Origin of the sequence: Azospirillum soli (assembly GCF_017876165.1) — a bacterium.
In the GTDB taxonomy this organism is placed as follows: domain Bacteria; phylum Pseudomonadota; class Alphaproteobacteria; order Azospirillales; family Azospirillaceae; genus Azospirillum; species Azospirillum soli.
In genome coordinates, this window is record NZ_JAGINQ010000001.1 from 407,724 (window position 1) to 434,645 (window position 26,922).

Below are 26,922 nucleotides of genomic sequence, written 5' to 3' on the forward strand. Positions count from 1 at the left end.
GGCGCCGGGCCAGTCCCACCGTTGAGTCAGACTTCCCCATAAGAGGGTTCGGCACCGCCCTTTGCACCCTCGCGTGGCGGCGGCGCGCCGCTAGAGTCAAGGATCATGCCCGCCCCCTCAACGGCTCGCGCGATATCTCATGGACCGTTCAGCATCGAAGTCCTCCCACGCATCGAAACGATCCCAGGCACCCCGCCTGCGCCCGGATCAGGTGGAGGTCTTTGACGGACTTCTCCTGGCGCTGCTGGCGCGCAAGCGGCTGCTGCTTCTGGTGGGAGAGCCCGGCTCCGGCCGGACCGCCGTGTTCCAGCAGCTGGTGGAGTATGTCGCCTCCGACGGCGCGCTGGTGCTGCCGGTGGCGGCCAGCCCCGGCGCCCAGGTGGAGGATCTGGTTGGGGCAGCGGGTGACGCCGTGCTGCCGTCCGAAACCGGCGAACGCGATTTCGACACGCTGATCGAGGAGCTGGAGCAGCGCCTCGACCTTGCCGGGGCTGGGTTGCTGGCGGTGGACAACGCCGGCGTGCTGGCCGCGCCGACGCTCGCCGACCTGATCGACCTGTCGCGGTCGGAAACGACGGACGGTCGCTTCCTGCAAGTCCTGCTGTGCGGCACGCCGGAGATGGAGCGCACGCTGGCCCGTCCCGGACTGGCCGAGGCCGTGCGCGACCTCGGCGTCATCTACCGCATGGCTCCGCGGGGCGGCGCGGGGGCCGTGGCGTCCGTGGTGCCGGTCGCCACCCCAATGGCCGCTCCATTGACCGCCCCTCCGCCCGCTCCGGAGCCGAAACCGACAGTCGACAGTTCCCCGGCCAACGATTGGGATGTACCGGACGACTGGACCGGGTCCGAGGACGCCCAGTTCTCCGCGCCTCACATGCCGCCTCCGCCGCGCCGCCGCGCCGCCTTGGCCGGGGCCGCCGTGACCACCCTGATCCTGCTGGGCGCGGCGGGCGCCGCCGTGACCCTGGCAATACCCGACGCCACGCCGGAACGCGCGCTGGAGACGGTGAAGCGCGGCTGGACCGACCTGCGCGCCTATGTGGACGAGCATGTCACCAACCCCTTCACCCCTAGCCCGCCTGAACTGAGCCGCGAACCGGACGCGCTCGCGCTTGCTCGTTTGCAGAACCCCTATCTGCGCGTGCCGGTCACCCCGGCGGAGTCGGCGCAGCCGCCGCTCGTCCGGACGTTCGAGGCCCCACCCGTCAAGCCGGACGCTATGAAGCCGGACGTCATGAAGGTGGAACCGGTGAAGGCCGAGCCGCCTCCCCCGCTGGTGGCGAAGCCGGACATTCCGCCGCCGACGCCTCCGATCACGCCACCCGTGGTGCTGGCGACACCGCCCGTGACCGAACCGCCGCCACCGGCCGAATCGGGCAGCAACAGCGCCGTCGGCACCGGTACGGCGACCCTGCCGCCGCTGGTCGAGGAGACGCCGACCACCCAGGTCGCCGCCCTGCCCTCGCCCTCCGCGCCGCTGCCGGAGATGGACGGCGCGCTGACCCTGCGCGTGCGGGCTCTGGTCGATCAGGCGCGCCGGCAGATCAGCGCCAAGCGTCTGACCACTCCGCCCGGCGACAACGCCTACGAGACGGTGTCGCGCCTGCGCGAGATCGCGCCCACCACGCCGGAAATCCCGGAACTGCTGGCGGTCATGGAGGACACCTACCGCCGCTGGGCCGCCATGGCCGAGCGCGACGGCGACTTCAGCGAGGCGCGGCGCTTCTACGAGCGCGCCCTGATCGTCGCGCCCGACAACGGCGACCTGCGCGACCGCATCAAGTCGGCCGGCGAACGCCGCATGCACGCCGATCTGCCGCAGCCGATGCCCGAGGCCGAACCGGGCCTGGACAGCCGCGAGGCGATCATCGCCCTGCTCCGCCGCCCGGCCGAGCTGAAGCGCGTTCTTGACGGCGGCGCCGACCCGAACAAGCGCGTGGACAACGGCAAGACGCTGCTGATGCTGGCCGCCGAACAGGGGCTGACCGACGCGGTGCGGGTCCTGCTCGACCGCCGCGCCCGGACGGAGCTGAAGACCTCCGACGGCGCCACCGCCGTGATGTACGCCGCCTGGGGCGGGCATGAGGGGGTGATCCAGGCCCTCGCCTCGGCCGGGGCGGAACTGGACGCCACCAACGACGATGGCAAGACCGCCCTGATGGCGGCCTCCGCGCGCGGTCATGCGAACGTGGTGCGCGCGCTGATCGACCACGGCGTGGCGGTCGATCGCGTGGCCGGACACGGCTGGTCGGCGCTGATGTACGCCGCCAACAACGGCCACGACCGCGTCGCCCGCCTTCTGGTGGAACGCGGCGCCAACCCCTTCCGCATGGACACCGCCGGCAATTCCGCTCTGACGTTGGGCGCCTTGCAGGGCCATGTTCAGGTGGTGGAAGCGCTGAAGCCGCGGTGAGGTGGCTGGATTCTCGGCGGACAACAGGATCTACACGGATTTCACGGATTTGAGCACGGATTACACGGATTTTTTCTTGATCTTGGCTAAGCGACAGCCTTTCCGGAAGGCCATCACTCAGCAAGAGCATCAATAAAAATCCGTGTAATCCGTGTTTTCAATCCGTGAAATCCGTGAAGAATTAGTACCCCGCCGTGCGGCGTTCCCTTTACGACGCCAGCGCCGCGAAGCGCGCCAGCATCGCCGCGTGCGAGCGGATGCCGTTGTGCAGGCACTTTAGCTCGAACTTCTCGTTGGGCGAATGGATGCGGTCATCCTCCAGCCCGAAGCCCACGAAGATCGAATCGAAGCCCAGCGCCTCGCGGATGTAGCCGCCGACCGGAATCGAGCCGCCGCTGCCGATCAGCGCCGGCTTGTTGGTGTAGACGTCGCCCAGCCCGGTCATGGCGGCGCGGAGATAAGGGCTGTCGGTCGGCACCTGGACGCCCGGCGACATGCCGAAGGTCTGGATTTCCCAGCGCCCGTCCTTGGGCGTGCGCGCCTCCAGGAACGCCTTCACGCCGGCCAGGATCTTCTGCGGGTCCTGGCCCGGCACCAGACGGCAGGACAGCTTGGCCGAGGCCTTCGCCGCGATCACCGTCTTGGCACCCGCGCCGGTGTAGCCACCCCAGATGCCGTTGATGTCGCAGGTCGGGCGCGACCACAGCCGCTCCAGCGCCGTGCGCCCGGCCTCACCCACCGGAGTCGTCAGACCGACGCCGGCCAGGAAGGCGCTCTCGTCGAAGCCAAGGCCGCGCCACATGGCCTTCTCCTCTTCCGAGGCCTCGGCAACGTCGTCGTAGAAGCCGGGGAACTGGACGCGCCCCTCGTCGTCGTGGATCTGGCCCAGGATGCGGGTCAGGGCGTTGATCGGGTTCAGCACCGCGCCGCCGAACATGCCGGAATGCAGGTCGTGGCTCGGCCCGAACAGCGTCGCCTCGATGTACATCAGGCCGCGCAGGCGCGTGGTGATGGCCGGCGTCTCGATGTTCCAGCTGTTGGTGTCGGTGATGACGCAGACGTCGGCTTTCAACTCCTCCGCGTTGGCCTTCAGGAAGGGCAGCAGGCTGGGGCTGCCGGTCTCCTCCTCGCCCTCCAGCAGGACGGTCACGCGGATCGGCAGCGTGCCGTGCACGGCGTGCCAGGCGCGGAACGCCTCGATGAAGGTCATCACCTGACCCTTGTCGTCCACGGCCCCGCGCGCCACGAGGCGGCGGCCGTGTTCAGCCTCGACGATGACCGGCTCGAAGGGCGGGCTGTTCCACAGCTCCAGCGGCTCCGCCGGCTGCACGTCGTAATGGCCGTAATAGAGGATGTGCGGGACGTCGTCGCCACCCCCTTGATTTTTGTTGGGGCCCGGATGGTGCGCGACGACCGCCGGGTGGCCGCCTGTCTCGCGGACCGAGGCGTCGAAGCCGAGATCCGTCAGTTCCCGCACCAGCCAATCCGCCGCGCGGCGCACATCGCCCTTGTAGGCGGGATCGGTGCTGATGCTGGGGATGCGCAGCAGGTCGCAGAGGCGGCCGACCGACTCCTCGAAGCTGCGGTCAACCTGTTGGAGAACGGAATCAACGGACAGGGCGCTGGACATGAAGACAAGCCTTCGATTGCGAACGAACGAAGCGATGGTAGCGCATCGCAGCCCGCCGCCAAGGCAGACATTCCGCAGAGGAGCCATCCCCGCGAAGGCGGAGCCCAGGCTTCGCGGGGAAGCACAGGGTTGCGGAGCCCGGCCTCCGCCCTCGCGAGAATCTTCTGGAGAACGGGCGTCAGACGGTCAGGTACCGCCGCACCTCGCTCTCCACCAATCCGTCGCGGCTGCCGGACAGCATGACCTCGCCGCGCTCCATCACCGCCCAGTCGTCGGCAAGGTCGCGGGCGAACTCAAAATACTGCTCGACCAGCAGGATCGCCATTTCGCCCTTGTCCCGAAGGTAGGAGATCGCGCGCCCGATGTCCTTGATGATGGAGGGCTGGATGCCCTCCGTCGGCTCGTCCAGCACCAGCAGCCGAGGGCGCGTCACCAGCGCCCGCCCGATGGCGAGCTGCTGCTGCTGCCCGCCCGACAGGTCGCCGCCGCGCCGGTCCAGCATGGACTTCAGCACCGGAAACAGCTCGAACACCTCGTCGGGGATCGAGCGCTTGGCGCGCGGCAGCGGCGCGTAGCCGGTCAGCAGGTTTTCCCGCACGGTCAGCAACGGGAAGATCTCGCGCCCCTGCGGCACATAAGCGATGCCGCGCCGTGCCCGCTCATAGGGGGCGAGCTTCGTGATGTCGCCGCCGTCCCAATTGATGGCTCCGCCGGTCACCGGCTTCAGGCCGACGATGGCGCGCAGCAGGCTGGACTTGCCCACGCCGTTGCGCCCCAGCAGGCAGGTGACCTTCCCCACCTCCGCCGACAGGGACACCCCGCGCAACGCCTGCGCGGCGCCATAATGCAGATCGACCGAACGTACGTCGAGCATGTGCCCATATCCCTTCCGTAAAGCCCTTCTCCCCCTGGGGAGAAGGGTTGGGATGAGGGGGCGGCCGTAAGGCCGGAAAGCCGCCATCTTGTCGGCGCTTCCCCCTCACCCTAGCCCTTCCCCAGGGGGGAGAGGGGATTGAGGTCCTACCGCCCCAGATACACGTCCACGACCTGCTGGTTGGCGCTCACCGCGTCCAGCGAGCCCTCGGCCAGGACCGAGCCCTCGTGCAGCACCGTCACCTTCACGCCCAGCTCGCGGACGAAGGCCATGTCGTGCTCCACCACGATCACCGAATGCTTGCCGGCGATGTCCTTCAGCAGGCGGGCGGTCTGCTCCGTCTCCGCGTCCGTCATGCCGGCCACCGGCTCGTCCACCAGCAGGAGCTTCGGGTCCTGGGCCAGCAGCATGCCGATCTCCAGCCACTGCTTCTCGCCGTGCGACAGGCTGCCGGCCTGCCGGTCGCGCTTGGGCGACAGGCCGGTGATGTCCAGGATCTCTTCGATCCGCGCGCGGTCGTCGCGGGTCGCCGAATAGGTCAGCGTCTTCAGCGGCCGGCGCGGCGCCTTCAGCGCCAGTTCCAGATTGTCCCAGACCGTGTGCATCTCGAACACGGTCGGGCGCTGGAACTTGCGGCCGATGCCCAGGTTGGCGATGCCCGCCTCGCGCAGCGCCGTCAGGTCGGTGCCGCCCTCGAACAGGATGGTGCCGGTGTCGGGCCGCGTCTTGCCGGTGATGACGTCCATCATGGTCGTCTTGCCGGCGCCGTTCGGGCCGATGATGGCGCGCATCTCGCCGGGCTCGATGATCAGCGACAGGCTGTTCAGAGCCCGGAAGCCGTCGAAGCTGACCGACACGCCGTCAAGATACAGGAGGGTGTCCTCGGCGCTCATGTCTCAGATCCCCTTCTGACCGGCGGGCTTCGCCGCCATCGCACGGCCGGACGGCCAGCGCCCCTTCACCTGCGCCGCCAGCCCCAGCAGGCCCTTGGGCAGGAACAGCGTGACCAGCACGAACAGGCCGCCCAGCGCGAACAGCCACAGCTCCGGCAGGGCCGCCGTGAAGTAGCTCTTGCCGAAGTTCACGAGCACCGCGCCCAGCACCGCGCCGGCCAGCGTGCCGCGCCCGCCGACCGCGACCCAGATCACCGCCTCGATGGAGCTGGCGGCCGAGAATTCGGACGGGTTGATGATGCCGACCTGCGGCACGTACAGCGCCCCCGCCACGCCGGCCATGCAGGCCGACAGCGTCCAGGCGAACAGCTTGTACCGCTCCGTCTCGTAGCCGAGGAAGCGCACCCGGCTCTCCGCGTCGCGCACCGCCACCAGCACCTTGCCGAGCTTGGAGGCCACGACGCAGGAGGCCAGCGTGTAGCCCGCCGCCAGCGCGACGACCGTCGCCACGAACAGCCCGACGCGGGTTTCCGGCGCCTGGATGTCGAAGCCCAGGATGGTCTTGAAGTCGGTCAGGCCGTTGTTGCCGCCAAAGCCCATGTCGTTGCGGAAGAAGGCCAGCATCAGCGCGAAGGTCAGCGCCTGCGTGATGATCGACAGGTACACACCCGTGACCCGCGACCGAAAGGCGAACCAGCCGAAGGCGAAGGCCAGCACGCCCGGCACCGCCACCACCATCAGCGCCGCGAACCAAAACTGGTCGAAGCCGTGCCAGTACCAGGGCAGCTCCTGCCAGTTCAGGAACACCATGAAGTCCGGCAGCACCGGGTGGCCGTAGACGCCGCGCGGCCCGATCTGGCGCATGAGGTACATGCCCATGGCGTAGCCGCCCAGCGCGAAGAAGGCTGCGTGCCCCAGCGACAGGATGCCGACGTAGCCCCACACCAGATCCAGCGCCACCGCCAGCAGCGCGAAGCACAGATACTTGCCCAGCAGGGCCACCGTGTGGGTGGACAGGTGCCAGGGGGAGTCGGGCGGCGCCGCCAGCGCCATCACCGGGACCGCCACCGCCAGCACGGCCAGGACCGCCAGCAGCACGCCGGCCTTCTTGTCCAGGCCCATCAGAAGAAATCGGGTCAGCATCGGATCAGGCCTCCACCGCCCGGCCCTTCAGCGCGAACAGGCCGCGCGGACGCCTCTGGATGAACAGGATGATGAAGATCAGCACCAGGATCTTGCCCAGCACCGCGCCCGCGTAGGGCTCCAGGAACTTGTTGACCGAGCCGAGCGCCAGGGCGCCGACCAGCGTCCCCCACAGGTTCCCCACGCCGCCGAACACCACCACCATGAAACTGTCGATGATGTAGCCCTGGCCCAGATTGGGGCTGACGTTGTCGATCTGGCTCAGCGCCACGCCGGCCAGCCCGGCGATGCCGGAGCCGAGGCCGAAGGTCAGCGCGTCCACCCGCGCGGTGCGGATGCCCATGGCGCTGGCCATGGAGCGGTTCTGCGTCACCGCGCGGATGTTCAGGCCGAAGGCGGTCTTGCGCAATGCCACCAGCAGCGCCGCGAAGACCAGGAAGGCGAACACCACGATCCACAGCCGGCCATAGGTGATGGTCAGCCCGCCCAGTTCGAACGCGCCGGACATCCAGCTTGGCGCCCCCACCTCGCGGTTCGTCGGCCCGAAGATCGACCGCACCGCCTGCTGAAGCGCCAGCGACAGGCCCCAGGTGGCGAGCAGCGTTTCCAGCGGGCGCCCGTACAGCCAGCGGATCACGCTGCGCTCGATGGCGACGCCGACGGCGCCCGACGCCAGGAAGGCGACCGGCAGGGCCACCAGGATCGACAGGTCGAACAGGCCGGGGGCGAAGGTGCGGAACACCTCCTGCACCAGGAAGGTCGCGTAGGCGCCGATCATCACCATCTCGCCGTGCGCCATGTTGATGACGCCCATGACGCCGAAGGTGACGGCCAGCCCGATGGCCGCCAGCAGCAACACCGAGCCCAGCGACAGCCCGTACCAGAGATTCTGCGCGGCGCCCCACAGGGCGAGCCGCTGTTCCACCGACGCGATGGCCCGCTCCGCGACGGCCTTCACCTCCGCGCCGCCGCTGTTGGCCGCCGCGTTCAGCAGCGCCAGCGCGTCACGGTCGCCGCGCGCCTTCAGCGTCTCGACGGCGGCGATCTTGTCGGCGTCCGGGGCGGAGGAGTTCAGCACCACGGCGGCCCGCGCCTGAAACATCGCGCGGCGCACGCCCTCGTCGGTTTCCTTCGCCAGCGCCGTGTCCAGCGCTTCCAGCGCGTTCACGTCGCGGCTCTTGAACACCGCGTCCGCCGCCTGCCGGCGTGTCTGCGGGTTCGGGCTCATCAGCGTCAGCGCGCCCAGCGCGGCGCTGATGGAGCGGCGCAGGCTGTTGTTGATCTTGATCTTTTCGACCGCGCTCCGGTCCGCCTCGCCCAGCGCGGCGCCGGTCAGCGGGTCGGTCAGCGCGACGCCGTTGCCGGCCTTCCTCGCGACGACCACCGCGCCGTCCGCCTTGCGGACATGCAGGTCACCGGTCTGGAGCGCCTCGATCACCGGCACGGCGGCGGTGTCGCCGGTCTCGGCCAGTTTCGCGAGGGCCTTTTCGGTGTCGGCGTAGGTGCCCGTCCCCAGCGCCCGCACCAGCGGATCGAGGTCGGCAGCGAAGGCGGGAGTCGCGACCGCGATGAGCGCGGCCAGCAGCCAGGAGAGGACGCGGTGCATCGAGGATTCTCTCGGAAGGTGTCGGGATGCGGCACTTGCCCCCACCCCGGCCCTCCCCCGCTGCGCAGGGGAGGGAGGATGGTCCCCTCCCCTGCAAAGCCGGGGAGGGTTAGGGAGGGGGCAACACTCAGAGTGTCCTCACGACCCCTTGCCGCCGCACTTGCCGGTCTTCACGTTGAAGTTCCCGCAGGACATCGGCGCGCGCCAGTCGGCGATCAGGTCCTTGCTGTCCGGCAGGAAGTCCGACCATTCGTCGCCGACCACGAGACCCGGGGTCTTCGACACGGTCTCGAACTGGCCGTTCTCCTGCACCTCGCCGATCAGGACCGGCTTGGTGATGTGGTGGTTCGGCATCATCGCGGAGTAGCCGCCGGTCAGGTTCGGCACCGACACGCCGACGATGCTGTCGATCACCGCGTCGGGGGCCGTCGTGCCGGCCTTCTCGACCGCCTTCACCCACATGTTGAAGCCGATGTAGTGGGCCTCCATCGGGTCGTTGGTGACGCGCTTGTCGTTCTTGGTGAAGGTCTGCCACTTCTTGATGAAGTCGGCGTTCTCCGCCGTGTCGATCGACTGGAAGTAGTTCCAGGCGGCCAGATGCCCGACCAGCGGCTTGGTGTCGATACCGGCCAGCTCCTCCTCACCGACCGAGAAGGCGACCACCGGAATGTCCTGGGCCTTGATGCCCTGGTTGCCCAGTTCCTTGTAGAAGGGCACGTTGGCGTCGCCGTTGATGGTGGAGACGACGGCGGTCTTCTTGCCGGCCGAGCCGAACTTCTTGACGTCGGCGACGATGTTCTGCCAGTCGGAATGGCCAAACGGGGTGTAGTTGATCATGATGTCCTCGGACTTCACGCCCTTGGACTTCAGGTAGGTTTCCAGGATCTTGTTGGTGGTGCGCGGGTAGACGTAGTCGGTGCCGGCCAGCACCCAGCGCTTCACGCCTTCCTTCTCCGCCAGATAATCGACGGCCGGGATCGCCTGCTGGTTCGGGGCGGCGCCGGTGTAGAAGACGTTGCGCGAGGACTCCTCGCCCTCATACTGCACGGGGTAGAACAGCAGGCCGTTCAGCTCCTCGAACACCGGCAGCACCGACTTGCGGCTAACCGAGGTCCAGCAGCCGAACACCGCCGCGACCTTGTCCTTGGTCAGCAGCTCGCGCGCCTTTTCGGCGAACAGGGGCCAATTCGAGGCGGGGTCGACGACGACCGGTTCCAGCTTCTTGCCGAGCACGCCGCCCTTCTTGTTCTGCTCCTCGATCAGCATGAGCATGACGTCCTTCAACGTCGTCTCGCTGATCGCCATGGTGCCGGAGAGCGAATGCAGGATGCCGACCTTGATGGTGTCCTGCGCCGACGCGGGCGCGGCGAAACCGGCCGCGGCGCACAGGGCGAGACCGGCGGCGGCGGCCAGGGAACGACCCGTCTTCAACATTGTGATACCCCCCGTTCTTTGGTCGGGAGCCCGCCACGGGCACCCGCAAGGGGGTCTTCGCAAACGCGATGCCACTCCGGATTCAACGGGGCATTGTCAGCAAATCCGCCACGCTTTCCACCCACCTACCACGGCGGGACGTGTATACGACGCCGCCCGGACTGCATATTCCTTAGGCAGAGCCGATCATGTGCGCAAACTTTATGCATTGCACATTCCGTCGCCCCCGGCGGCGCACCGCCGAGGGCGGGAAGGCATGGCCTACTTCGTGGTCGTCGTGCCTCCGGTGGTGGTCCCGGACGAGGTGCCCATGGATCCACCCGGCCCGGTTCCGGTGGTGGCCGAATTGCCGGTGCCGCCAGCGCTTCCGGTGCCGCCCATCATTCCACCACCCGACATGCCGCCCCCCATCATCCCACCGCCCATCATCCCCCCGCTGCTGGACCCGGAGGCCATGGAGCCGGAGGAGTCGATCATCATCGTCACCGTCTCGCCGTTGGCACCCTGGGCCTGCACCAGATAGGCGGAATCGAGGACGCGGACGTTGGTGAAGCCCGCCTGCTCCAGCGACTTGCGCAACTGGTCTTGGTTCATGGCGTTGCTGCCGTGAAACCGCCCGCCCACCGTGCCGGCGCTGTTCTGGTCCATGGGCGTTGCGGAGGGCGCGGCGGACGGATTGGCCGTCGTCGATTGCGCCAGCGCACCGACGGGCAAGGCCAGCAGCGCGGCGGTCGCGGTCATCACGAGAACTCGCATGGCTCTTCCTCCCTAACGCGGGTCCACGCCATCGGAACCCTATACCGGAAGAACAGTCCGCCGCCCCGTGCGTCACCACTCCCCTATTGGCGCACGTCGAACAGCTTGCCGTTGCGGAACACGCAGGTCCCCTGGATCAGCCGCCCCTCGCCCGAGGTGAGCGACAGCCGCACCCGCACCGTCGTGTCGTTCGGCCGCTCCATCTCCGTGGCCGACACGGTGTAGGCGTGGCTTTGCCCGCCGCCCGACTGCCGCTCCGCCAATTCATGCGCGCAGGCCTCGACCAGTGCCTTGTCCGGCTCCGTTGCGGTCTGCGCCAAGGCTGGCGCTGCGAACGACATGACCAGGATAGCCCAGCGTCCGATCATCTCCTCTCCCTCCTTCCATTGCGGGTTTCATTGCGGGCCTGCGCCACGGGCATCCCAGATCAGGCTAGCCCAATTGGTCGATAGAGTGATTGTTTGACAATCAAACATACCAGTCGCATCATGAACGTGACGATATAAATCGAGCCGGTCTGTCTTCCGTCGATTTGCGACCGTCAAGACAAAACCCAAGCAACCGGCCGTTCGGGGAGTGAAACGACCATGCCAGATGTGCGCTCTGGCCGCCCTAGTCTGCGGGCGGCCAGGATGCCGGGCCTTGCCCTTTTTCTCACCCTTCTGTCCCCTCTTGCCGCGCAGGGCGCCGAGCCGCTGAAGGACTGGCCCTGCCGTGAACCCATGGTTGCGCCGCTGACCGCCGCCATGGTGTGGCCCGACCGCCATCCGGAAGCACTGGCCGTCCTGCCGCCCGACCGCGCGTGGGAGGCCGATCCCCGGGTCCGCGATCTGGTCGAGTTCGCCGCCAATCCGGAAAATTCGCCCGACGTCGGCGGTGCCGCCATCGCCCGCTTCGCCGCCGGGCAGGGTCCCGACCGCCAGGCCGCTCTGATGCTGACCCTGTCGGGCGTGGTGGACCTGACCAACCGGCTGCGCGCTATCATGGCGGACGGCATCGGCGTGAACGTCACGCGCTCGGAAATCCTGGCCGAGCAGGTCAACGCCAACACCGCTGCACTGGCTTCGGCGCAGGATTCGGCCACCACCAACCCCGCCGACATCCGGCAGGCGCGTTTCTGGAACCTGCGGCGGCTCGACAAGGCGGAGGACGACGCCGCGATGATCTGCCGCAAGATCGCCTATTCGGAGCGCAAGCTGCGCGCGCTCGCCCAGGCGGTTTCCCAGGCACTGGACTGATCCCGACGAGGTTCTCAAGACCCGATAGGCTCAAGAAACGAGAGGGAGGCGTTCCATGCGTGCAAGATTGACGTCGGTCAGAGTGATGTCGGGCGCCGTTCTGCTGTTCGGCGCCGCGTTCGGCACACACGCATCGGCCGCGACCTGGGACGAGCTGGTCGCCGCGGGCGGGCAGAGCAAGAACTGGCTGAACTACGGCGGCGACCTCGGCCAGATGCGCTTCTGGCCCAGCAAGGCGATCACGCCCGACAACGTCAAGAACCTGAAGGTGAAGTACATCTTCCAGACCAGCGTGGTCGGCTCGTTCCAGACGACGCCCATCGTCGAAAACGGGGTCATGTACATCACCACCCCCTACAACCACGTCTTCGCCCTCGATGCGGCGACGGGGAAGGAGCTTTGGCACTTCCAGCACAAGCTGGCGACCAACTACCTGTGCTGCGGCCCCAACAACCGGGGCGTCGCCATCCTCGGCGACATGCTCTACATGGGCACGCTGGACGCCCACCTGATCGCCCTGAACAAGAAGACCGGCGAGAAGGAATGGGACGTCGAGGTGGCCGACAGCGAGATGGGCTATTCCGAAACCCACGCGCCGGTCATCTACAAGGACAAGGTCATCATCGGCATTTCCGGCGCCGAATACGGCATCCGGGGCTTCATCAGCGCCTATGACGCCAAGGACGGCAAGCTGGCCTGGCGCTGGCACACCATCCCCACCCCGGACGAGGCCGGCCCGGACGGCATCAAGGGCTGGGAAGGCGCCTTCGTGGAGAAGGCCGACGGGCAGAACACGCTGAACCGCGACATCGCGGGCGAGAAGGCGGCCATCGCGTCCGGCAAATACGCCGACGCGTGGCGGCGCGGCGGCGGGTCGAACTGGATGACCAACTCCATCGACGTGCAGCGCGGCATGGTCTTCGCGACGACCGGCAATCCGTCGCCCGACCTCGACGGCTCCGGCCGGCCGGGCGACAACCGCTGGTCGGACAGCCTCGTGGCGCTGGACGCCGACACCGGCAAGGTGAAGTGGGCCTATCAGTACCTGCCGCACGACGTGTGGGACCTGGACTCCGCCTCGCCGCCGGTGCTGGCCGAGGTGCGGGACGAGTCCGGCAACATGGTCCCGGCGGTGCTGCACGGCGGCAAGACCGGCTGGGTCTACGCCAACCACCGCGAGACCGGAAAGCTGATCCGCCGGTCCGAGCCGATGATCCCGCACGAGAACCTGTTCGCGTTGCCGACCCCCGGCCAGGGCACCCGCATGCTGCCCGGCGCCAACGGCGGCGTGGAGTGGAGCCCCTGCGCCTGGAGCCCCGACACGCGCCTGTTCTACTGCGTCAACCTGCACCAGCCCATGCACTACATCGTGAAGAACGAGCCGTGGGAAAAGGGCAAGCTGTGGCTGGGCGGCGCCTTCGTCGCCATCCCCGGCGAGAAGCAGTGGGGCAACGTCGCGGCGGTCAGCCCCGACACCGGCAAGATGCTGTGGGAGGCCCGCACCGAACAGCCGATGATCGGCGGCACCATGACGACAGCCGGCGGCGTGGTCTTCGCGGGCGAGGCCAACGGCGCCTTCAACGCCTATGACGCCAAGACCGGCGCGAAGGTCTGGACCTTCCAGGCCGGCGCCGGCGTGAACGCCGCCCCCATGGCCTTCGAAATCGACGGCAAGCCGCACGTGGCGGTCGCGGCCGGCGGCAATTTCCAGATCAACGCTAAGTATGGCGACGCGCTGGTCGTGTTCGCGCTCGACTGATCACTCCCGTCCCTTGGCAAAGGGCGCCGTTCCCCCAACCCGGCGCCCTTTCTTTTTGGAGAATTCCCCATGGTTCGCTGGCCCAGGGTTCGACGGAGCGCGGGTGCGCTGGCCTTCATCGGCACCGTGACGGCGGTGTTGTCCGGCGTGGTCGCCGACGAGAAGCTGCTTCCCACCTGGATGACCGTGAACGCCGACCGCAAGCAGGTGCGCATGGACGTGGTCGCCGGCTGGAATCCCAACAACGGGGCGCTGAACTTCAACGGCTATTACAAGGGCAACATGACGGTGGTGATGCCGGTCGGCTGGACCGTCGCCATGAAGTTCACCAACAACGACGGCATGCTGCCGCACAGCCTGCTGGTGACCAAGGCCTACGACCCGAAGGAGATGCCCGACGTGGCCGGCGTGCAGCAGGTCGCCATCTCCCGTGCCTACACCGTCAATCCGGAACAGGGCCTGCCGCCCAACGGCAGCGACACCATCGACTTCAAGACCAGCACGCCCGGCGAGTTCTATTTCCTCTGCGGCGTCGCCGCCCACGGCACCGGCGGCATGTGGACCAAGTTCCGCGTCGATGAGCAAGCCACCGAGCCCACCATGATCATCGCCAGCGGCGCCGAGGAAGGGCGCAAGTAGCGTCCTTCATCTGATCACCGGCATCAGATCATCGGCATCAAATCACCGGCGCGTTCAGCCGTTCGCCCCAATGGCTAGCGCGCTTGCGCATCTCCGCGGTCCGGGCGTAGGCGAGCGTTTCCTCGTCGAACCGTTCCACCACCTCCAGCGTGAAGCTGTCGGCGCCGTGCGCGTTCCAAGCGGCCTGAAGGTCACGGTAAGGGCATCCGTTCATTCGCAGCTGGAACCACAGGCGGTTCTGGATGGTGCTCAGGTCGGGCGCGGCACCCACCCAGCACGCCCCCGTTGCCGCGCAACGCACGGCGTAGACGCCGGCCTCCACCTTGCGCTCCTTGTAAGCCGTAACGGTGGCCTTCCTGTTCTGGTCGGTCATGGCCTCTGTCCCTCTGTCGCCGTCTCATCAAGAATTATACCCGGATGATATTGCCCGCAAGGGTTTTATCCGGGTATAATTTCCCCGAACGACCAAGGGGGCCTTACCGTGACCGAAACACCGTCCTGCACCGCCTTCTTCAATGACCGGCTGCTGGCAACCGGCGCGCCCTGGGACGTGGCGCTCGCCATCAAGCAAGCGACATTGGGGGACGCCTCCACCGTCCTCGTCTTCGACGACCGGACCGGCCGCCAGATCGACTTCGACCTGCGGGGAAGCGATGACGAGATCGCCGAGCGTTTGCGTGGCCCGGACAGCGCACCGGCTGCCGGCCGTTCGCGCGGCCGTCCAAAGCTGGGCGTCATCGCCCGCGAGGTGACCCTGCTCCCTCGCCATTGGGACTGGCTCGCGCAGCAACCGGAAGGCGCCTCGGCCGCGATCCGCCGCCTGATCGACGCGGCCCGCGCCAAAAGCGCCGAGGCCGATCAGGCGCGTCAGGCCCGCTCCGCCGCCGACCGTTTCATGATGGCGATGCTGGGCAACCAGCCGGGATGGGAGGACGCCTCGCGCGCGCTCTACGCCGGTGACGCCGCCCGCTTCCACGCTCTCACCGAGCCGTGGCCCACCGACCTCCGCGACTACGCCCGGCGGCTGGCGGAGGCAGCCTTTACGGCGCAGGCTCACTCCCCCAGCAGCGTCGCACCGCGCCAGTAGCCGGGGCGCATCGCTCCGCCACCATCCACCGAGGCTCCAGGCCCGTCCTGGATGCCGCCTCGGAACTGGCCGACATGCCGGGCGCCGCCGCGCAGGATCAACTCGCCGTTGCCGCTCGGCAGGCGGTCCACGATCATGCCCTGGTAACGGTCTCCGTTGGAGAAGGCCATCTCGCCATAACCCTCGACGCGGCCCTGGCGGACCTCGCCCGCGTAAACGTCGCCGTTGGTGAAGCGGTAGATGCCCGGCCCGTTCGGCGTGTTGGCGCTGAAGGTCCCCTCGTAGCGGTCGCCGGTGGTAAAGGTCATCACGCCGTAGCCCGCCATCACGTCGCCCTTCCACTCGCCCTCGTAGACCTGCCCGTTGGCGAAGCGGTAGACGCCGAAGCCCTGCTTGCTGAGCGACGGCTGCAAGGGGTTCTCGAATCCACGCGCCCAAGCACCCTCGTAAACGTCCCCATTCGGGAAGCGGTGGGCCCGGTGGCCGGTGGACTGGCCGCTGCGGGCCAGATCGGCGGCCTGCCGGGCGGAAGCCTGGGCCTGACGCGCCCGTTCTCCGGCCGTGCGGGCGAGACCGGCGGCGCTGTTCGGCCCGGCGGCGGCGCGGGCCGCCGCGCTGCGCCCGGAATCCACGGCCTCCCGGAAGGGCGAAGCCAGCCCCTTCACCACCGGATCACCCGGCGGCGCCGAACCGCCCCGGGGCGCGGCCGGCAGGGCAGCCATCTCGGTCGGGCCGCTCGCCCCGGACAGCGCGCCGGCCAGCGGGTCCACGTCGCCCCGCGTCACGACCGGGGACGGCGAGGCGGGCGGCGCGCGTTCCGCGACCGCATCGCTCCAGCGCGACAGCGCGGCGGCGGTGACGTAGCCCTCCTGCCCGAAACGGTCGCGCACCTTGACCCAGTTGGAGTCCGGCACCGCCTCGACGACGGTGATCATCTGGCCCTGCTCCAGGTCGCGCACGCTGCGCGCCCCCAGCATCGGCCGCGCGAACATGGTGGAGGGCCGCGCCACCGCGTAGATCCCCGTTGCCGCCTCCGGCGTTGCCGGCGCTGCGGAAGCGACCGGCGCGTTGCGCCCGCCCGCCTCTTCGGGCCGGGCGAGGTTCGCGGCGGAGGCGAAGCCGGTTTTCCCGTCATGCTCGACGCGCAGCCAGCCGGAGCCCTTGCGCGGGCGCCCGGTCACCTTGACCTCGGTGTCATGGCGCAGGACGGTCAGCACGGAGGATTTCACATCGGGACTGGTCCGCAGGTTGGTGTCGCGCGTGGTCACGCGCTTCTCGTCCAGCGGTTCGACCTCCACCTCGAGGACGGCCGGCTTTTCCTCCGGCTTCGGCGTCTCGGGTTTGGCCGCATCGGGTTTCGGGGGCGGCAGGGCGGCCACGCCGGTCGCCGGCACCAGCACCAGATCGCCCCCCAAGCGGTCCTGAAGCCAGGGATGCTGCGCCCCCTTTGTCTTCCCGACCACGACGCGCGCGACCTCGGCCAGCGCGTCGCGCAGCGGCACGCCAGGCTTGACCATTTCCTGCGCCAGCGCGGCGGTGAAGGGGCTGGGGCCGTTGCCGGACAAAGGCGCGGGCGGCACGCCGGGGCGATGCGCGTAGGCCACGAACAGGTTGTCCAGCGCCGAGGGCGTCGCCAGCACCGGCTTCACCGAGCGTCCGGCATCGCCCATGGCGACGGTCAGCTTGTCGGCCAGCGGGTGCCCCGGCACCGGGTCGAACACGGCGACGGCCTTGCGCCCGGCGCTCTGCAACTCTTTCAGCGCGTAGTCGAGTTCGATGGTGTCGAAGATCACGTCGTACTCAGACGCGAGCTTGGCGTCCACCGGCACCAGGAACCCCTTGGCCGACAGGCTGAGCGCCAGCCCCGAATAGTAGAGGAAGCCCAAATCCGCGTCGGCCAGCGAGTCCTGAAAGCGGCTCAGCGCCGCGACCATGCTCCGGTGGTCGAGGTTGTTGCCCACCGTCACGGTGAAGCCGGCACGGCGCAGCGCGTCGGCCATGGCCGACGCGTTCGCCGCCATCCCGGTCGCCGGGCCGCCGGTGTGATACTGCGCGTTGCCGATCACCAACGCGACGCGCTTTTCCCCGGCAACCTCCGCGGCGACGGCGGCACCGGCCGTCAGCAGGATCAGCAAAAGACTCCAAACAGCGCACCGGCACCAACCCCACACGACCGCCCCCTATCCAGAATTTCTTCTGCGCAACCCTTTCAGCGAGGCCATGCCTTCAAAAGACCTAAAGGACCACACCGAATTGGCCGCTCGCCTCTCGCCCACTGAACAAGGATTTTACCGCGCGCATTCCAGGCCAATTCTTGCAATTTCGGAGTTGCGCGGCGTCATCTGCCGCAGTGTGACACGGCGACAACACTGATACACCGGTTCGCGGCGTGCATTTTTTGTGACGCTGTGGCCCGCTTCACAGCGGGCGGAATTTAGCCAGACGCAATCAATTCAGATCGCGCGCCACGCGGAAGCCGTCGGCCACATACCGCACGTCCGCGTCGTAGCCGATGCGCGCCGTCACGGTGATGGCGTCCAGCTCGTCCCGCCAGGAACCGCCGCGCAGCACGCGCTTGCGGCACTCGCCGCTGGTCCAGGCGCTGCCGTCCGCCGGGGCGCCCTTGTAGCCGGAGTTCCAGCAGTCGGCGACCCACTCCGCCACGCCGCCGCTGGTGTCGTATAGGCCAAAGCCGTTCGGCTGGAAGCGCCCGACCGAGGCCGGCCGCATCCGGTCAAAGGAACCGCCGCAGTCGCGGCAGTTGGCCTGCAACGCGCCCGGCGTCAGGCTGTCGCCCCAGGCAAAACGGCTGTTCGCCCCGCCGCGCGCGGCGTATTCCCACTCCGCCTCCGACGGCAGGCGGTAGCGCTGCCCCGTCTTGCGGCTGAGCCACGCGGCGTAAGCCAGCGCGTCCTCAAAGTGGATATTATGGACCGGCGTATCGTCGGACACGTTGCTCATGCGCGGCATGGCGCTGCACCCGCCCCCTTCTACGCAGGCGCGCCATTCCGCCACCGTCACCTCGTAGGCGCCGATGGCGAAGGGGCGCGAGACGGTGACGCGGTGCGCCGGGCGCTGGGCAGAATCGCCCTTGTCGTTGCCCATGGTGAAGCTGCCGGCGGGCACCTTGACCATCGACGGGCAGTCCGCGCAGTCCTGGAAGCTGTTGCCGTTCCCCTGCGCCCGCCCCTGCGACGGCGGCGCTGAAGGGGCCGCCATAGCAAGCCGCTGGCGGTCCTCCGGCCCGGCCGGACGCAGCGCCGGCCCGGAGACGAAGCCCTGCGCCCCGTCGTCCAGCACCACCCGGTACCAGTCGGCGTTGGCGACCCGGCCGAGCACGCGCACGTAGCCGCCCTTGGTCACGCCGCCGACCGCGTCCGACCGCGCGTCCGGTCCGGCGCGCAGCACCGAATCCGCCATTGCCACGTACATGCCCTCGCCGGTCGGTTCGACGCGCAACTCCGCCGGGGCCGGGTGCGACGGTTCGGCCTTCGCCTTGGCCGTTCCCGAAGACCCGCTCGGCTCCTTCCCCGTTCCCGTGGAACCGGACTTGGCCTCGGCGACTTTCGCGCCCTCGGACGAGCGCAGGGCGTTCAGCCGCTCGCGCGCCAGACCGACGAAGGGACCGCCGTCGAACAGGCGCAGGAACGCCTCCACCTCGCCGGCGTCGCGGCTGTCGCGCACGCGGCGCCACAGCGCCTCCTCCAGATCGGCGGCAGGCGGCGGGGCGCCGGCGTCCTCCACCTCCAGCACGGCGCTGACCGTCGCGCGGCCGCCGCGCCCGTCCTCGACCAGCACGCTGAACACGCCGGCCCGGCCGGCGGGCGCGCGTTCGGGGTCGAAGGTCAGTGCGGTCAGCTGCTCCGGGCTCAGCCGGTCGCCCGGCTTCACCGGCGTGGTGCCGTCGCGGACCTTGCCGCGCTCCGGCACCGCACTGACGATGAAGGTCAGGGGATCGCCGTCCGGATCCACCGGCACGTCCAGGCGCAGTGGGTTGATGATGGTGCGCACCGTGCGCTCCGCCGCCGCGACGGGCGGGCGGTTGCTCGGCTTGATGAGGATCGGCACGCCGCCGCGCGCCACGCCGCCGCGCCCGTCCATCACCGCGAAGTCAAAGCTGCCGGCATCGCCCAGATGGGTGGCGTCCGGCTTGAAGGTGGTCGCCGCCAGCTGGTCCACGGTCAGGTAGTCGCCGATCAGCACGACCCGGTCGCCGATGCGCACGGCCCCGCCGCGCGGCAGTCCGGTGACCTGCGCGAACAGCTGATCGCCGTCCGGATCAGCCGGGCGGTTGACGCCCACGGGTTCCGCCCCGCCCCGGTCGAAGACTTCCAGCGGTTTGACCTCGGCCAGCTGCGGCGCCCGGTTTTCCGGCAGCGGGTTGAAGTAGAAGGGGGCGGCGCCCAGCGAGCCATACAGGTACGGCTCCTGCCGCCCCTGGGTCAGCTGCATGACGTCGTCGCGCACGCGGCGGAAGAACAGGCTCAGTTCCAGCCCCGGCACCTCGAAGTTTTTCAGGAGCGATGCGGTGTAGGGGCTGTGGTCGCCGGTCCCGTCCTCGGCCACCGCGTCGGCGCGGGTGGCCATGGCGACCAGAGTGTCGGTCGGCGTGTCGTCGACGCGGGCGAAGCCGGAATGCACCTCGGTGCGCTTGGTGCCGGACCGCACCAGCCGGTCGGCGAAGGGGTTGTTGCGGCAGGCGTCCAGGATCAGAATGCCCAGCTTGCGCGCCTGCGCCAATTCGCCCATCGGCAGGTTCAGCGGCAGCGCCTCGTAGACGAGGTCGCGCTCACGCTCCAACCGCGCGTCGGCGGGGATCAGGAAGTTGGTGCCGCCCACCTGCATGCCGTGCCCGGCGAAGTACAGCAGCGCCACATCCGCCTGCCCCGCCTGGATGCCGAACCCGCGCAACGCCTCCGCCATGCCCCGGTTATCGAGGTCATATTTTTCCTCGACCGAGAAGCCCATCTTGCGCAGCGCGCCAGCCATGGCCTGAGCGTCGTTCTTGGGATTGGGCAGTTCCGGCGCGTGGGTGTAGGCGCTGATGCCGACGACCAGAGCGATGCGCTGCTCAGCCGTGGCAGCGACGGCCGATCCCCAGGGGATCAGCAGAACGCCGATCACGACAGCCAGCACAAAGCGGCAAAGGCGCAGCCCCATCGTCACTCCGATCGCTTCGGCCCAATTGCCTCAAATGGAACGTGGTAATCCCCGATCCTAATCTTTCAGTATTTGATTGCCGCCCCCATGAACAAGACGGCAAAACAGGCTAACGCCTCTCTCCAGCGGGGTCATGCCCGACGGCGCTAAGCCAGCACCTTCATTCAGCCCTTATTTGGAGGTAGTCGGCCCATTCTTTACCGGATCGGCGCATCGCATACCCCATCGCACCTCCCCCCGCTGTGATGCGGGCAACAAGGCAGCGCACCGCGCGGGCGGGGGCAAGTTGCGCTTTTCCTTTTCGGCAAAGCTTTCTATATCACCCTCTCGACAACACGAGGGGACCACCCATGCCGCCCGCAAAGCCGACGGTCGTAAAGATGACCGACACCGAAATCGCCCGCGTGCAGGCGTACCTGCGCAAGACCCTCGGCAACGACAAGATCACGATCGAGCCGCCCGAGAAGGCCGGCCAGTCGGCCGAAGTCACGCTGGCCGGCGAGTTCGTCGGCACCCTGCACCGCGACGTGGACGAGGGCGAAGTGTCCTACGCCCTGCACGTGGTCATTCTGGAAGAAGACCTGCCGCCGGCCCCGGCCGCGCGCCGCTGACTTTCGCAAGCCCCCGCCCGTCATGGGACGGGGGCTTTGCGCGTGTTACCGGCTGTGCTTGCGCAGTTCGGCCGCCAGCGCGGCGAACAGCGTCTCGCCGCCCGACAGGGTCAGCCCGCGCACCAGCACGATGGCGGGGCGATGGTCGCGCCGGTGCATCACCAGCCGGAAGCCGCTGGCCCGGCTTCGGCCCCTCGCGCCCTTGTCCTTCCCCTTCGGCCTCAGCGCGTCCAAGTCCACCCCGACCTCTCCGGTGACCAGTTCCAGCTCCGCCTTGTGCTGCTGGGGCGTGACCGGCGCGATGCGCGCCACGAACAACGGCCGCCCCTTCCCCGGCGCGTAGAGGGCGAGATCGCGGATCGTCTCGTGCGGGTAGACATGGCCGTGGGACAGCAGCCCCTCCGGCGTGACGGCGAGGCGTACCGCGCGCCGACGCGCCGCCTCCCACAGCGTCAGGACCCACAGCAGCAGCACCGGCACCACGCACAGGGCGGCCAGCCAGCGAATCATCGTCGCGGTCGGTTCCTCGAACAGGTCCGCCGCCAGGACGAATCCGCCGACCATCAGCGCCGCGTAGAGCAGGTGAATGTAGCGCAGCGGCGGCATCGTCGCCGGAATCGCCTCGAACACCGTCGCCCGGCCTGTGTCCTCGCGGGAAATCTCGACCTCGGGCATGATGTCCGCAACCTCCGTACGTGCGTGCGCCCCGCCGTATACAGCCCCGGCGCGCGACACGCCAGCCGTTGAAGATCTGGACCGTCCCGGCGGCCATGGATATGCCGAAGGGCGTGGCGAAGAACTGGTTTCGGCATCGCGTCAATGCTAGCGTGAACCGTTTGTTTGCCGACGGCCGATTGCTGAAGCGCCGACTGCCGAAAGGACCCCGCCCGTGCTTGCCCAGAATCCGCTCCAGCCATCCGGGGCGTCCGCTCCCATGCCCGGAGACGCGGGACCACCCATTGTTGAGGCACGCGGTCTTTCGCTCGTCTATCAGGCGGCCGACAAGCCCGTCTTCGCGCTGAGCGAGGTCGATCTCGCCATCCACAAGGGCGACTTCATCTCGCTGATCGGCCCGTCCGGCTGCGGCAAGACCACGCTGCTGCGCGTCATCGCCGACCTGGAGCGCCCGACCTCCGGCGCCATCACCGTGGAGGGCATGACGCCGGAGCAGGCGCGGCTGAAGCGGCTCTACGGCTACGTCTTCCAGGCCCCGGCGCTCTATCCCTGGCGCACGGTGGAGCGCAACGTGATGCTGCCGCTGGAGATCATGGGCGTGCCGAAGGCCGAACGGCAGGCCCGCGCGGCGGACCAGCTCGCCAACGTCGGCCTGACCGGCTTTGAGAAGAAGTTTCCCTGGCAGCTGTCCGGCGGCATGCAGCAGCGCGTGTCCATCGCCCGCGCGCTCGCCCTCCAGCCCGACCTGCTGCTGATGGACGAACCGTTCGGCGCGCTGGACGAGATCACCCGCGACCACCTGAACCTTCAGCTGACCCAGCTGTGGCGGCGCACCGGCAAGACCTGCGTCTTCGTCACCCATTCCATCGCCGAAGCGGTCTTCCTCTCCACCCGCATCGTGGTGATGAGCCCGCGCCCCGGGCGCATCCTGGACATCATCGACTGCGATGCCCTGCCGCGCGAACGCACGCTGGACATCCGCGAGTCGCCGGAGTTCGCCGCCATCGCCCACCGCGTCCGCGAGGGGCTGAAGGAGGGTCACTCCTATGACGATTGAGGCGCACGCTTCGGGCCCCCACCCAAACCCTCCCCCACCTGACGGCGGGGGAGGGCTTTCTAACCTTCCCCCGCCGAAGGTGGGGGAAGGAGGGGCCCAGCCGAAGGCTGGGAGGAAGGGGGCCCAACTCGGCAACGTCCTCAAGCAGCGCGTCCTTCCCGTCGCCGTGGTGACCATCATCATCCTGGCGGCGTGGTACGCCGGGGCGATCTGGCTGAACAGCCCCCAGGCGGCAGAAGCGCTGACCCGCGCCGGGAAGCCGTGGGGGACGATGGACCTGATCGCCCATACCTTCACCATGAAGCGGCCGGTCCTGCCGACCCCGGATCAGATCGTCGTGGACCTCTGGAACTCGCTGACCGGCTACGCACCGACCAGCCCGCGCAACCTGCTGTTCCACGCGGGCGTAACGGCGCAGGCGGCGTTGACCGGGCTTGCCATGGGCGTCGTGCTGGGCGTGGCTTTGGCCGCCGGCATCGTCTACGTGCGCACGCTGGAATACAGCCTGCTGCCGTGGATCATCGCGTCGCAGACCATCCCCATTCTGGCCATCGCGCCGATGATCATCGTGATCCTGGGCAACATCGGCCTGACGGGGCTGCTGCCCAAGGCGGTGATCTGCATGTATCTGTGCTTCTTCCCGATCACCGTCGGCATGGTGAAGGGGCTGCGCGCGGCCGACCCGCTGTGGCTCGACCTGATGCGCACCTACAGCGCCGGGGGCCTCGCCACCTTCCTGAAGCTGCGCATTCCCGCCTCCCTGCCCTTCCTGTTCGCCAGCCTGAAGGTCTCCGTCGCCATCAGCGTCGTCGGCGCCATCGTGGGCGAGCTTCCAGCCGGCGCCCAGGCCGGCCTGGGGGCGCGGCTGCTGTCCGGTTCCTACTACGGCCAGACGGTGCAGATTTGGAGTGCGCTGGTCATGGCCTCCCTTCTCTCCGTGGTGCTGATCGCCGTGATCCGCGGGGTCGAGGTCGCTGTGGTTGGTCCCATAATCGGCCGGGGGAGCGCGGCGCGATGAGCGGCAATCCCTATCAGACCTCTCCCTATCGGACTTCCTTGCGCACCGCCGCCGACTGGGGCTTGGTCACGCTTGCCCTTCTCACCGCCGCCGCCCTGACCCAGCCCATTGGCATCAAGGATGGCGCCATACTGTCCTGGACCGCCGATCCCATCGCCCTCCTTTTCCTGGTCGGCTCCGCCTTCTCCGTCGTCGGCGGCCGGACCGCCCCAACCCCGGCCAAAGGCGCCTGGGTCGAGCTGGGCGGGGCCGCGATGGCGTGGCTGCTGCCCTTCCACCTCCTGAACGAAGGCGTGGACCTGTCGCGCGGCTGGGGCCTGTGGCTGTATTTGATCGTCGCGACGGTGATGCTGTGGCGCGTGCTGGGCGTCCTGTCGGCCGTGCCCGGCTGGCGGCGCAGCCTGCTCGTCCCCGGCCTGTTCGGCCTCGGCCTGCTGCTCGGCTGGGAAGTGCTGGTGCGCGGGTTCCAAATCCCCTCCGTCCTGCTGCCGCCGCCCAGCGCCATCGCCGCGTCGCTGGTCAAGCACGCCCCGGTGCTGTGGGACGACTTCCGGCAGACGGTGCTGACCTCGGTCGTGCGCGGTTATGTGATGGGCTGCGGGGCGGGCTTCGCCATGGCGATCCTGGCCGACCGCGTGCCGTTCCTGGCGCGCGGCCTGCTGCCGCTCGGCAACCTCGCCAGCGCCGTGCCGGTGATCGGCATCGCGCCCATCATGGTCATGTGGTTCGGCTTCGACTGGCAGTCCAAGGCGGCGGTCATCGTGGTGATGACCTTCTTCCCGATGCTGGTGAACACGCTGGCCGGCCTGCAAACGTCGGAACGCATCCAGATGGATCTGATGCGCAGCTACGCCGCCGGCTACGGCACGACGCTGGTCAAGCTGCGGCTTCCCAACGCCCTGCCGTTCCTGTTCAACGGGCTGAAGATCAACTCCACCCTCGCGCTGATCGGCGCCATCGTGGCGGAGTTCTTCGGCACGCCCGTGGTCGGCATGGGCTTCCGCATCTCGACCGAGGTGGCGCGCATGAACCTGGACATCGTCTGGGCGACCATCGTCGTCGCGGCGGTCACCGGATCGGTTTTCTACGGCGGGCTGGCGCTGCTGGAGCGCGCGACCACCGCTTGGCATCCCTCCATGCGCCGGCGATAAGCCGGCGTTTTTTTAACCAATCGAACAGGGGAAGGTGTGGGCATGAAGAAGTTCGGGAAGATCGCGATCCTCGCCACAGCCATTGCCGGCTGGACCACCGCCGCCAGCGCCGCCGACAAGCTGACCCTTCAGCTGAAGTGGGTCCCGCAGGCGCAGTTCGCCGGCTATTACGTCGCGCACGCCAAGGGCTTCTACAAGGAGGCCGGGCTTGACGTGACCATCAAGTCGGGCGGTCCCGACATCAACCCGTCGCAGGTCATCGCCGGGGGCGGCGCCGACGTGGTGGTGGACTGGCTGCCGTCCGCGCTCGCCACCCGCGAGAAGGGCGTGCCGCTGGTCAACATCGCGCAGATCTTCCAGAAGTCCGGCATGATGCTGACCTGCCGCAAGGACAGCGGCATCACCAAGCCGGAGGACTTCAAGGGCAAGACTCTGGGCGTCTGGTTCGCCGGCAACGAGTATCCGTTCCTCGCCTGGATGAGCAAGCTCGACTACTCCACCGGCGGCGCCAACCCCGACGTGAAGATCCTGAAGCAGGGGTTCAACGTCGACCCGCTGCTGCAGAAGCAGGCCCCCTGCATCTCCACCACCACCTACAACGAATACCAGCAGGTTCTCGAAGCCGGCGTGCCGGAGTCCGAACTGGTCAACTTCCGCTACCAGGATATCGGCGTCGCCACGCTGGAGGACGGCCTCTACACCCTGGAGAAGAGCCTCAAGGACCCGGCCATGGTGGACAAGCTGGCCCGTCTGGTGAAGGCGACCGTCAAGGGCTGGGAGTACGCCGCCAAGAACCAGGACGAAGCGGTGAAGATCGTCCTCGACAACGACACCACCGGCGCCCAGACCGAGGAGCACCAGACCAACATGATCAAGGAGGCCGTGAAGCTCCTTGAAGGCTCCAAGAAGACCATGGGCTATCTGGACCCGGCCGATTTCGACCGCACGGTGGACATCCTGCTGTCCGGTTCCTCCGACCCGGTCATCACCAAGAAGCCGGACGGCGCCTGGACCCACGCGGTCTACGAGAAGACGGGGCTCTGACCTCCACCGTCCGGGGTTCCAGTCACCTGTCCGGAACCCCGGACACATCGCCGGCTATCTTTCGTTCACAAACGCTCCCAAAGGTCGGAAAGCTGCCGTTTGCGTCACCCGGACGAACTGGCACGAGCGTTGCTTTATTAGGCATCGAACCGTCCCATGGCCGCTCTTGTTCCCTGCGTCCATGGTGAACGATTCCTCCAAAGCATCTTGCCGGCCGCCCTGTGCGGCCGGTCTTTTTTTGGGGCCGGTTTTCAGCCGGCCGGCGGTTCGGCGGAAGCCGTGGGGAACTCGGCCGGCAAGGTGATCTCCAGCATTTCCAGATCGTCGGAATGCTCGATCTCCACGTGGCGGATGCCCGGCGGCTGGTGCACGCAGGACCCGGCCTGCAGCAGCACCTCGCCCACGCCCTCATAGGCGAACTTCACCCAGCCCTTCAGCACGTAGACCATCTGGAAATTCAGGTCGTGCGTGTGCCAGCCGCCGTGTGACGGCTCGCCCGGCCGGGCGCGGATCACATGGGCGTTGGCCTTCCCGCCGGTCGCCGCGCGGATGCCCAGGTCCCGGTACTCGAAGAAGGGCCGCAGCCCGTCGCGCTTGAAGTCCGCCGGATCGGCGTGGCTGACCGCAAAAGCCATCTTGGTGTCATCGGTCGTGGTGTCGCGATCGGTCATGTTGCGTCCTCCCCATTGTTGTGATTGCACCCTATAGTGAAGACCGTCGCGCAACGACGCGGC

Annotated in this window: 23 protein-coding genes; 10 read left to right on the top strand and 13 right to left on the bottom strand. The window is 68.4% G+C overall.

Annotated elements, in window-relative coordinates:
• The first annotated feature begins 139 nt into the window (after window positions 1-139).
• A complete protein-coding gene (locus tag J2852_RS01985; RefSeq protein WP_209870086.1) occupies window positions 140-2,413 on the top strand; it encodes an ankyrin repeat domain-containing protein in 2,274 nt (757 codons plus the stop codon).
• Window positions 2,414-2,621: 208 nt separating this feature from the next.
• On the opposite strand, the gene J2852_RS01990 is transcribed toward J2852_RS01985, so the two are convergent.
• From J2852_RS01990 to J2852_RS02025, 8 genes are all read right to left on the bottom strand, one after another.
• Window positions 2,622-4,043 (bottom strand): dipeptidase, encoded by a 1,422-nt coding sequence (locus J2852_RS01990; RefSeq protein ID WP_209870089.1) that lies wholly within the window; start codon window positions 4,041-4,043, stop codon window positions 2,622-2,624.
• A gap of 178 nt (window positions 4,044-4,221) precedes the next feature.
• The gene (urtE, locus tag J2852_RS01995; RefSeq protein WP_209870092.1) at window positions 4,222-4,917 is read right to left on the bottom strand and encodes an urea ABC transporter ATP-binding subunit UrtE; all 696 of its coding nucleotides are present in this window, start codon (window positions 4,915-4,917) and stop codon (window positions 4,222-4,224) included.
• 146 nt (window positions 4,918-5,063) lie between these two features.
• The gene (urtD, locus tag J2852_RS02000; protein ID WP_209870094.1) at window positions 5,064-5,810 is read right to left on the bottom strand and encodes an urea ABC transporter ATP-binding protein UrtD; all 747 of its coding nucleotides are present in this window, start codon (window positions 5,808-5,810) and stop codon (window positions 5,064-5,066) included.
• A 3-nt stretch (window positions 5,811-5,813) separates the two neighbouring features.
• Window positions 5,814-6,953 (bottom strand): urea ABC transporter permease subunit UrtC, encoded by a 1,140-nt coding sequence (urtC, locus tag J2852_RS02005; protein ID WP_209870097.1) that lies wholly within the window; start codon window positions 6,951-6,953, stop codon window positions 5,814-5,816.
• Between the two features lie 4 nt (window positions 6,954-6,957).
• The gene (gene urtB / locus J2852_RS02010; RefSeq protein WP_209870100.1) at window positions 6,958-8,559 is read right to left on the bottom strand and encodes an urea ABC transporter permease subunit UrtB; all 1,602 of its coding nucleotides are present in this window, start codon (window positions 8,557-8,559) and stop codon (window positions 6,958-6,960) included.
• Window positions 8,560-8,697: 138 nt separating this feature from the next.
• Window positions 8,698-9,993 carry an urea ABC transporter substrate-binding protein gene (urtA, locus tag J2852_RS02015; protein ID WP_209870103.1) on the bottom strand — a complete coding sequence of 432 codons (1,296 nt, stop codon included), beginning with the start codon at window positions 9,991-9,993 and terminating at the stop codon, window positions 8,698-8,700.
• A gap of 261 nt (window positions 9,994-10,254) precedes the next feature.
• Window positions 10,255-10,749, bottom strand: a complete 495-nt coding sequence (locus J2852_RS02020; RefSeq protein ID WP_209870106.1) for a hypothetical protein — start codon at window positions 10,747-10,749, stop codon at window positions 10,255-10,257.
• Window positions 10,750-10,832: 83 nt separating this feature from the next.
• Window positions 10,833-11,117: a hypothetical protein gene (locus tag J2852_RS02025; protein ID WP_209870109.1), complete on the bottom strand. Its 285-nt coding sequence runs from the start codon at window positions 11,115-11,117 to the stop codon at window positions 10,833-10,835.
• Window positions 11,118-11,381: 264 nt separating this feature from the next.
• Between J2852_RS02025 and J2852_RS02030 the strand changes: the two genes are divergently transcribed.
• The 3 genes from J2852_RS02030 (at window position 11,382) to J2852_RS02040 (ending at window position 14,385) form a co-directional block, all read left to right on the top strand.
• Window positions 11,382-11,987, top strand: coding sequence for a hypothetical protein (locus tag J2852_RS02030; RefSeq protein ID WP_209870111.1), 606 nt, complete (start codon window positions 11,382-11,384; stop codon window positions 11,985-11,987).
• A 55-nt stretch (window positions 11,988-12,042) separates the two neighbouring features.
• Window positions 12,043-13,746, top strand: coding sequence for a pyrroloquinoline quinone-dependent dehydrogenase (locus J2852_RS02035; protein WP_209870114.1), 1,704 nt, complete (start codon window positions 12,043-12,045; stop codon window positions 13,744-13,746).
• Between the two features lie 69 nt (window positions 13,747-13,815).
• The gene (locus J2852_RS02040; RefSeq protein ID WP_209870117.1) at window positions 13,816-14,385 is read left to right on the top strand and encodes a sulfocyanin-like copper-binding protein; all 570 of its coding nucleotides are present in this window, start codon (window positions 13,816-13,818) and stop codon (window positions 14,383-14,385) included.
• Window positions 14,386-14,422: 37 nt separating this feature from the next.
• Here J2852_RS02040 and J2852_RS02045 read toward each other — a convergent pair whose 3' ends face one another.
• A complete protein-coding gene (locus J2852_RS02045; RefSeq protein ID WP_209870120.1) occupies window positions 14,423-14,758 on the bottom strand; it encodes a GIY-YIG nuclease family protein in 336 nt (111 codons plus the stop codon).
• Window positions 14,759-14,866: 108 nt separating this feature from the next.
• Between J2852_RS02045 and J2852_RS02050 the strand changes: the two genes are divergently transcribed.
• Window positions 14,867-15,472 (top strand): DUF2239 family protein, encoded by a 606-nt coding sequence (locus tag J2852_RS02050; RefSeq protein WP_209870122.1) that lies wholly within the window; start codon window positions 14,867-14,869, stop codon window positions 15,470-15,472.
• Here J2852_RS02050 and J2852_RS02055 read toward each other — a convergent pair.
• Together J2852_RS02055 and J2852_RS02060 are read right to left on the bottom strand one after the other, a co-directional pair.
• Entirely contained in the window at window positions 15,439-17,607 is a 2,169-nt protein-coding gene (locus tag J2852_RS02055) for a caspase family protein (protein WP_209870125.1), read from the bottom strand. The genes J2852_RS02050 and J2852_RS02055 overlap by 34 nt on opposite strands.
• Before the next feature lie 313 nt (window positions 17,608-17,920).
• Entirely contained in the window at window positions 17,921-20,632 is a 2,712-nt protein-coding gene (locus J2852_RS02060; RefSeq protein WP_209870139.1) for an SUMF1/EgtB/PvdO family nonheme iron enzyme, read from the bottom strand.
• Window positions 20,633-20,982: 350 nt separating this feature from the next.
• Between J2852_RS02060 and J2852_RS02065 the strand changes: the two genes are divergently transcribed.
• Window positions 20,983-21,243 carry a DUF3126 family protein gene (locus J2852_RS02065; RefSeq protein ID WP_246499240.1) on the top strand — a complete coding sequence of 87 codons (261 nt, stop codon included), beginning with the start codon at window positions 20,983-20,985 and terminating at the stop codon, window positions 21,241-21,243.
• Window positions 21,244-21,288: 45 nt separating this feature from the next.
• On the opposite strand, the gene J2852_RS02070 is transcribed toward J2852_RS02065, so the two are convergent.
• Entirely contained in the window at window positions 21,289-21,918 is a 630-nt protein-coding gene (locus J2852_RS02070) for a hypothetical protein (protein ID WP_209870142.1), read from the bottom strand.
• A gap of 259 nt (window positions 21,919-22,177) precedes the next feature.
• Between J2852_RS02070 and J2852_RS02075 the strand changes: the two genes are divergently transcribed.
• From J2852_RS02075 to J2852_RS02090, 4 genes are all read left to right on the top strand, one after another.
• On the top strand, window positions 22,178-22,975 hold the full coding sequence (locus J2852_RS02075) for an ABC transporter ATP-binding protein (protein ID WP_209870144.1): 798 nt from the start codon (window positions 22,178-22,180) through the stop codon (window positions 22,973-22,975).
• 166 nt (window positions 22,976-23,141) lie between these two features.
• The gene (locus J2852_RS02080; protein ID WP_425514344.1) at window positions 23,142-23,993 is read left to right on the top strand and encodes an ABC transporter permease; all 852 of its coding nucleotides are present in this window, start codon (window positions 23,142-23,144) and stop codon (window positions 23,991-23,993) included.
• Window positions 23,990-25,144 (top strand): ABC transporter permease, encoded by a 1,155-nt coding sequence (locus tag J2852_RS02085; RefSeq protein ID WP_343206662.1) that lies wholly within the window; start codon window positions 23,990-23,992, stop codon window positions 25,142-25,144. Before J2852_RS02080 ends, J2852_RS02085 begins: the two co-directional genes overlap by 4 nt.
• 42 nt (window positions 25,145-25,186) lie before the next feature.
• On the top strand, window positions 25,187-26,188 hold the full coding sequence (locus tag J2852_RS02090) for an ABC transporter substrate-binding protein (RefSeq protein ID WP_209870150.1): 1,002 nt from the start codon (window positions 25,187-25,189) through the stop codon (window positions 26,186-26,188).
• A gap of 251 nt (window positions 26,189-26,439) precedes the next feature.
• Here J2852_RS02090 and J2852_RS02095 read toward each other — a convergent pair whose 3' ends face one another.
• The gene (locus J2852_RS02095) at window positions 26,440-26,859 is read right to left on the bottom strand and encodes a cupin domain-containing protein (protein WP_246499241.1); all 420 of its coding nucleotides are present in this window, start codon (window positions 26,857-26,859) and stop codon (window positions 26,440-26,442) included.
• Window positions 26,860-26,922 lie beyond the last annotated feature (63 nt).

What these genes read in the sequence shown, in the direction of transcription:
- J2852_RS01985 (WP_209870086.1), top strand. Translation starts at nt 140, where the DNA reads ATGGACCGTTCAGCATCGAAGTCCTCCCACGCATCGAAACGATCCCAG.
- J2852_RS01990 (WP_209870089.1), bottom strand. Translation starts at nt 4,043, where the DNA reads ATGTCCAGCGCCCTGTCCGTTGATTCCGTTCTCCAACAGGTTGACCGC.
- urtE (WP_209870092.1), bottom strand. Translation starts at nt 4,917, where the DNA reads ATGCTCGACGTACGTTCGGTCGATCTGCATTATGGCGCCGCGCAGGCG.
- urtD (WP_209870094.1), bottom strand. Translation starts at nt 5,810, where the DNA reads ATGAGCGCCGAGGACACCCTCCTGTATCTTGACGGCGTGTCGGTCAGC.
- urtC (WP_209870097.1), bottom strand. Translation starts at nt 6,953, where the DNA reads ATGCTGACCCGATTTCTTCTGATGGGCCTGGACAAGAAGGCCGGCGTG.
- urtB (WP_209870100.1), bottom strand. Translation starts at nt 8,559, where the DNA reads ATGCACCGCGTCCTCTCCTGGCTGCTGGCCGCGCTCATCGCGGTCGCG.
- urtA (WP_209870103.1), bottom strand. Translation starts at nt 9,993, where the DNA reads ATGTTGAAGACGGGTCGTTCCCTGGCCGCCGCCGCCGGTCTCGCCCTG.
- J2852_RS02020 (WP_209870106.1), bottom strand. Translation starts at nt 10,749, where the DNA reads ATGCGAGTTCTCGTGATGACCGCGACCGCCGCGCTGCTGGCCTTGCCC.
- J2852_RS02025 (WP_209870109.1), bottom strand. Translation starts at nt 11,117, where the DNA reads ATGATCGGACGCTGGGCTATCCTGGTCATGTCGTTCGCAGCGCCAGCC.
- J2852_RS02030 (WP_209870111.1), top strand. Translation starts at nt 11,382, where the DNA reads ATGCCGGGCCTTGCCCTTTTTCTCACCCTTCTGTCCCCTCTTGCCGCG.
- J2852_RS02035 (WP_209870114.1), top strand. Translation starts at nt 12,043, where the DNA reads ATGCGTGCAAGATTGACGTCGGTCAGAGTGATGTCGGGCGCCGTTCTG.
- J2852_RS02040 (WP_209870117.1), top strand. Translation starts at nt 13,816, where the DNA reads ATGGTTCGCTGGCCCAGGGTTCGACGGAGCGCGGGTGCGCTGGCCTTC.
- J2852_RS02045 (WP_209870120.1), bottom strand. Translation starts at nt 14,758, where the DNA reads ATGACCGACCAGAACAGGAAGGCCACCGTTACGGCTTACAAGGAGCGC.
- J2852_RS02060 (WP_209870139.1), bottom strand. Translation starts at nt 20,632, where the DNA reads ATGGGGCTGCGCCTTTGCCGCTTTGTGCTGGCTGTCGTGATCGGCGTT.
- J2852_RS02065 (WP_246499240.1), top strand. Translation starts at nt 20,983, where the DNA reads ATGCCGCCCGCAAAGCCGACGGTCGTAAAGATGACCGACACCGAAATC.
- J2852_RS02070 (WP_209870142.1), bottom strand. Translation starts at nt 21,918, where the DNA reads ATGCCCGAGGTCGAGATTTCCCGCGAGGACACAGGCCGGGCGACGGTG.
- J2852_RS02075 (WP_209870144.1), top strand. Translation starts at nt 22,178, where the DNA reads ATGCCCGGAGACGCGGGACCACCCATTGTTGAGGCACGCGGTCTTTCG.
- J2852_RS02085 (WP_343206662.1), top strand. Translation starts at nt 23,990, where the DNA reads ATGAGCGGCAATCCCTATCAGACCTCTCCCTATCGGACTTCCTTGCGC.
- J2852_RS02090 (WP_209870150.1), top strand. Translation starts at nt 25,187, where the DNA reads ATGAAGAAGTTCGGGAAGATCGCGATCCTCGCCACAGCCATTGCCGGC.
- J2852_RS02095 (WP_246499241.1), bottom strand. Translation starts at nt 26,859, where the DNA reads ATGACCGATCGCGACACCACGACCGATGACACCAAGATGGCTTTTGCG.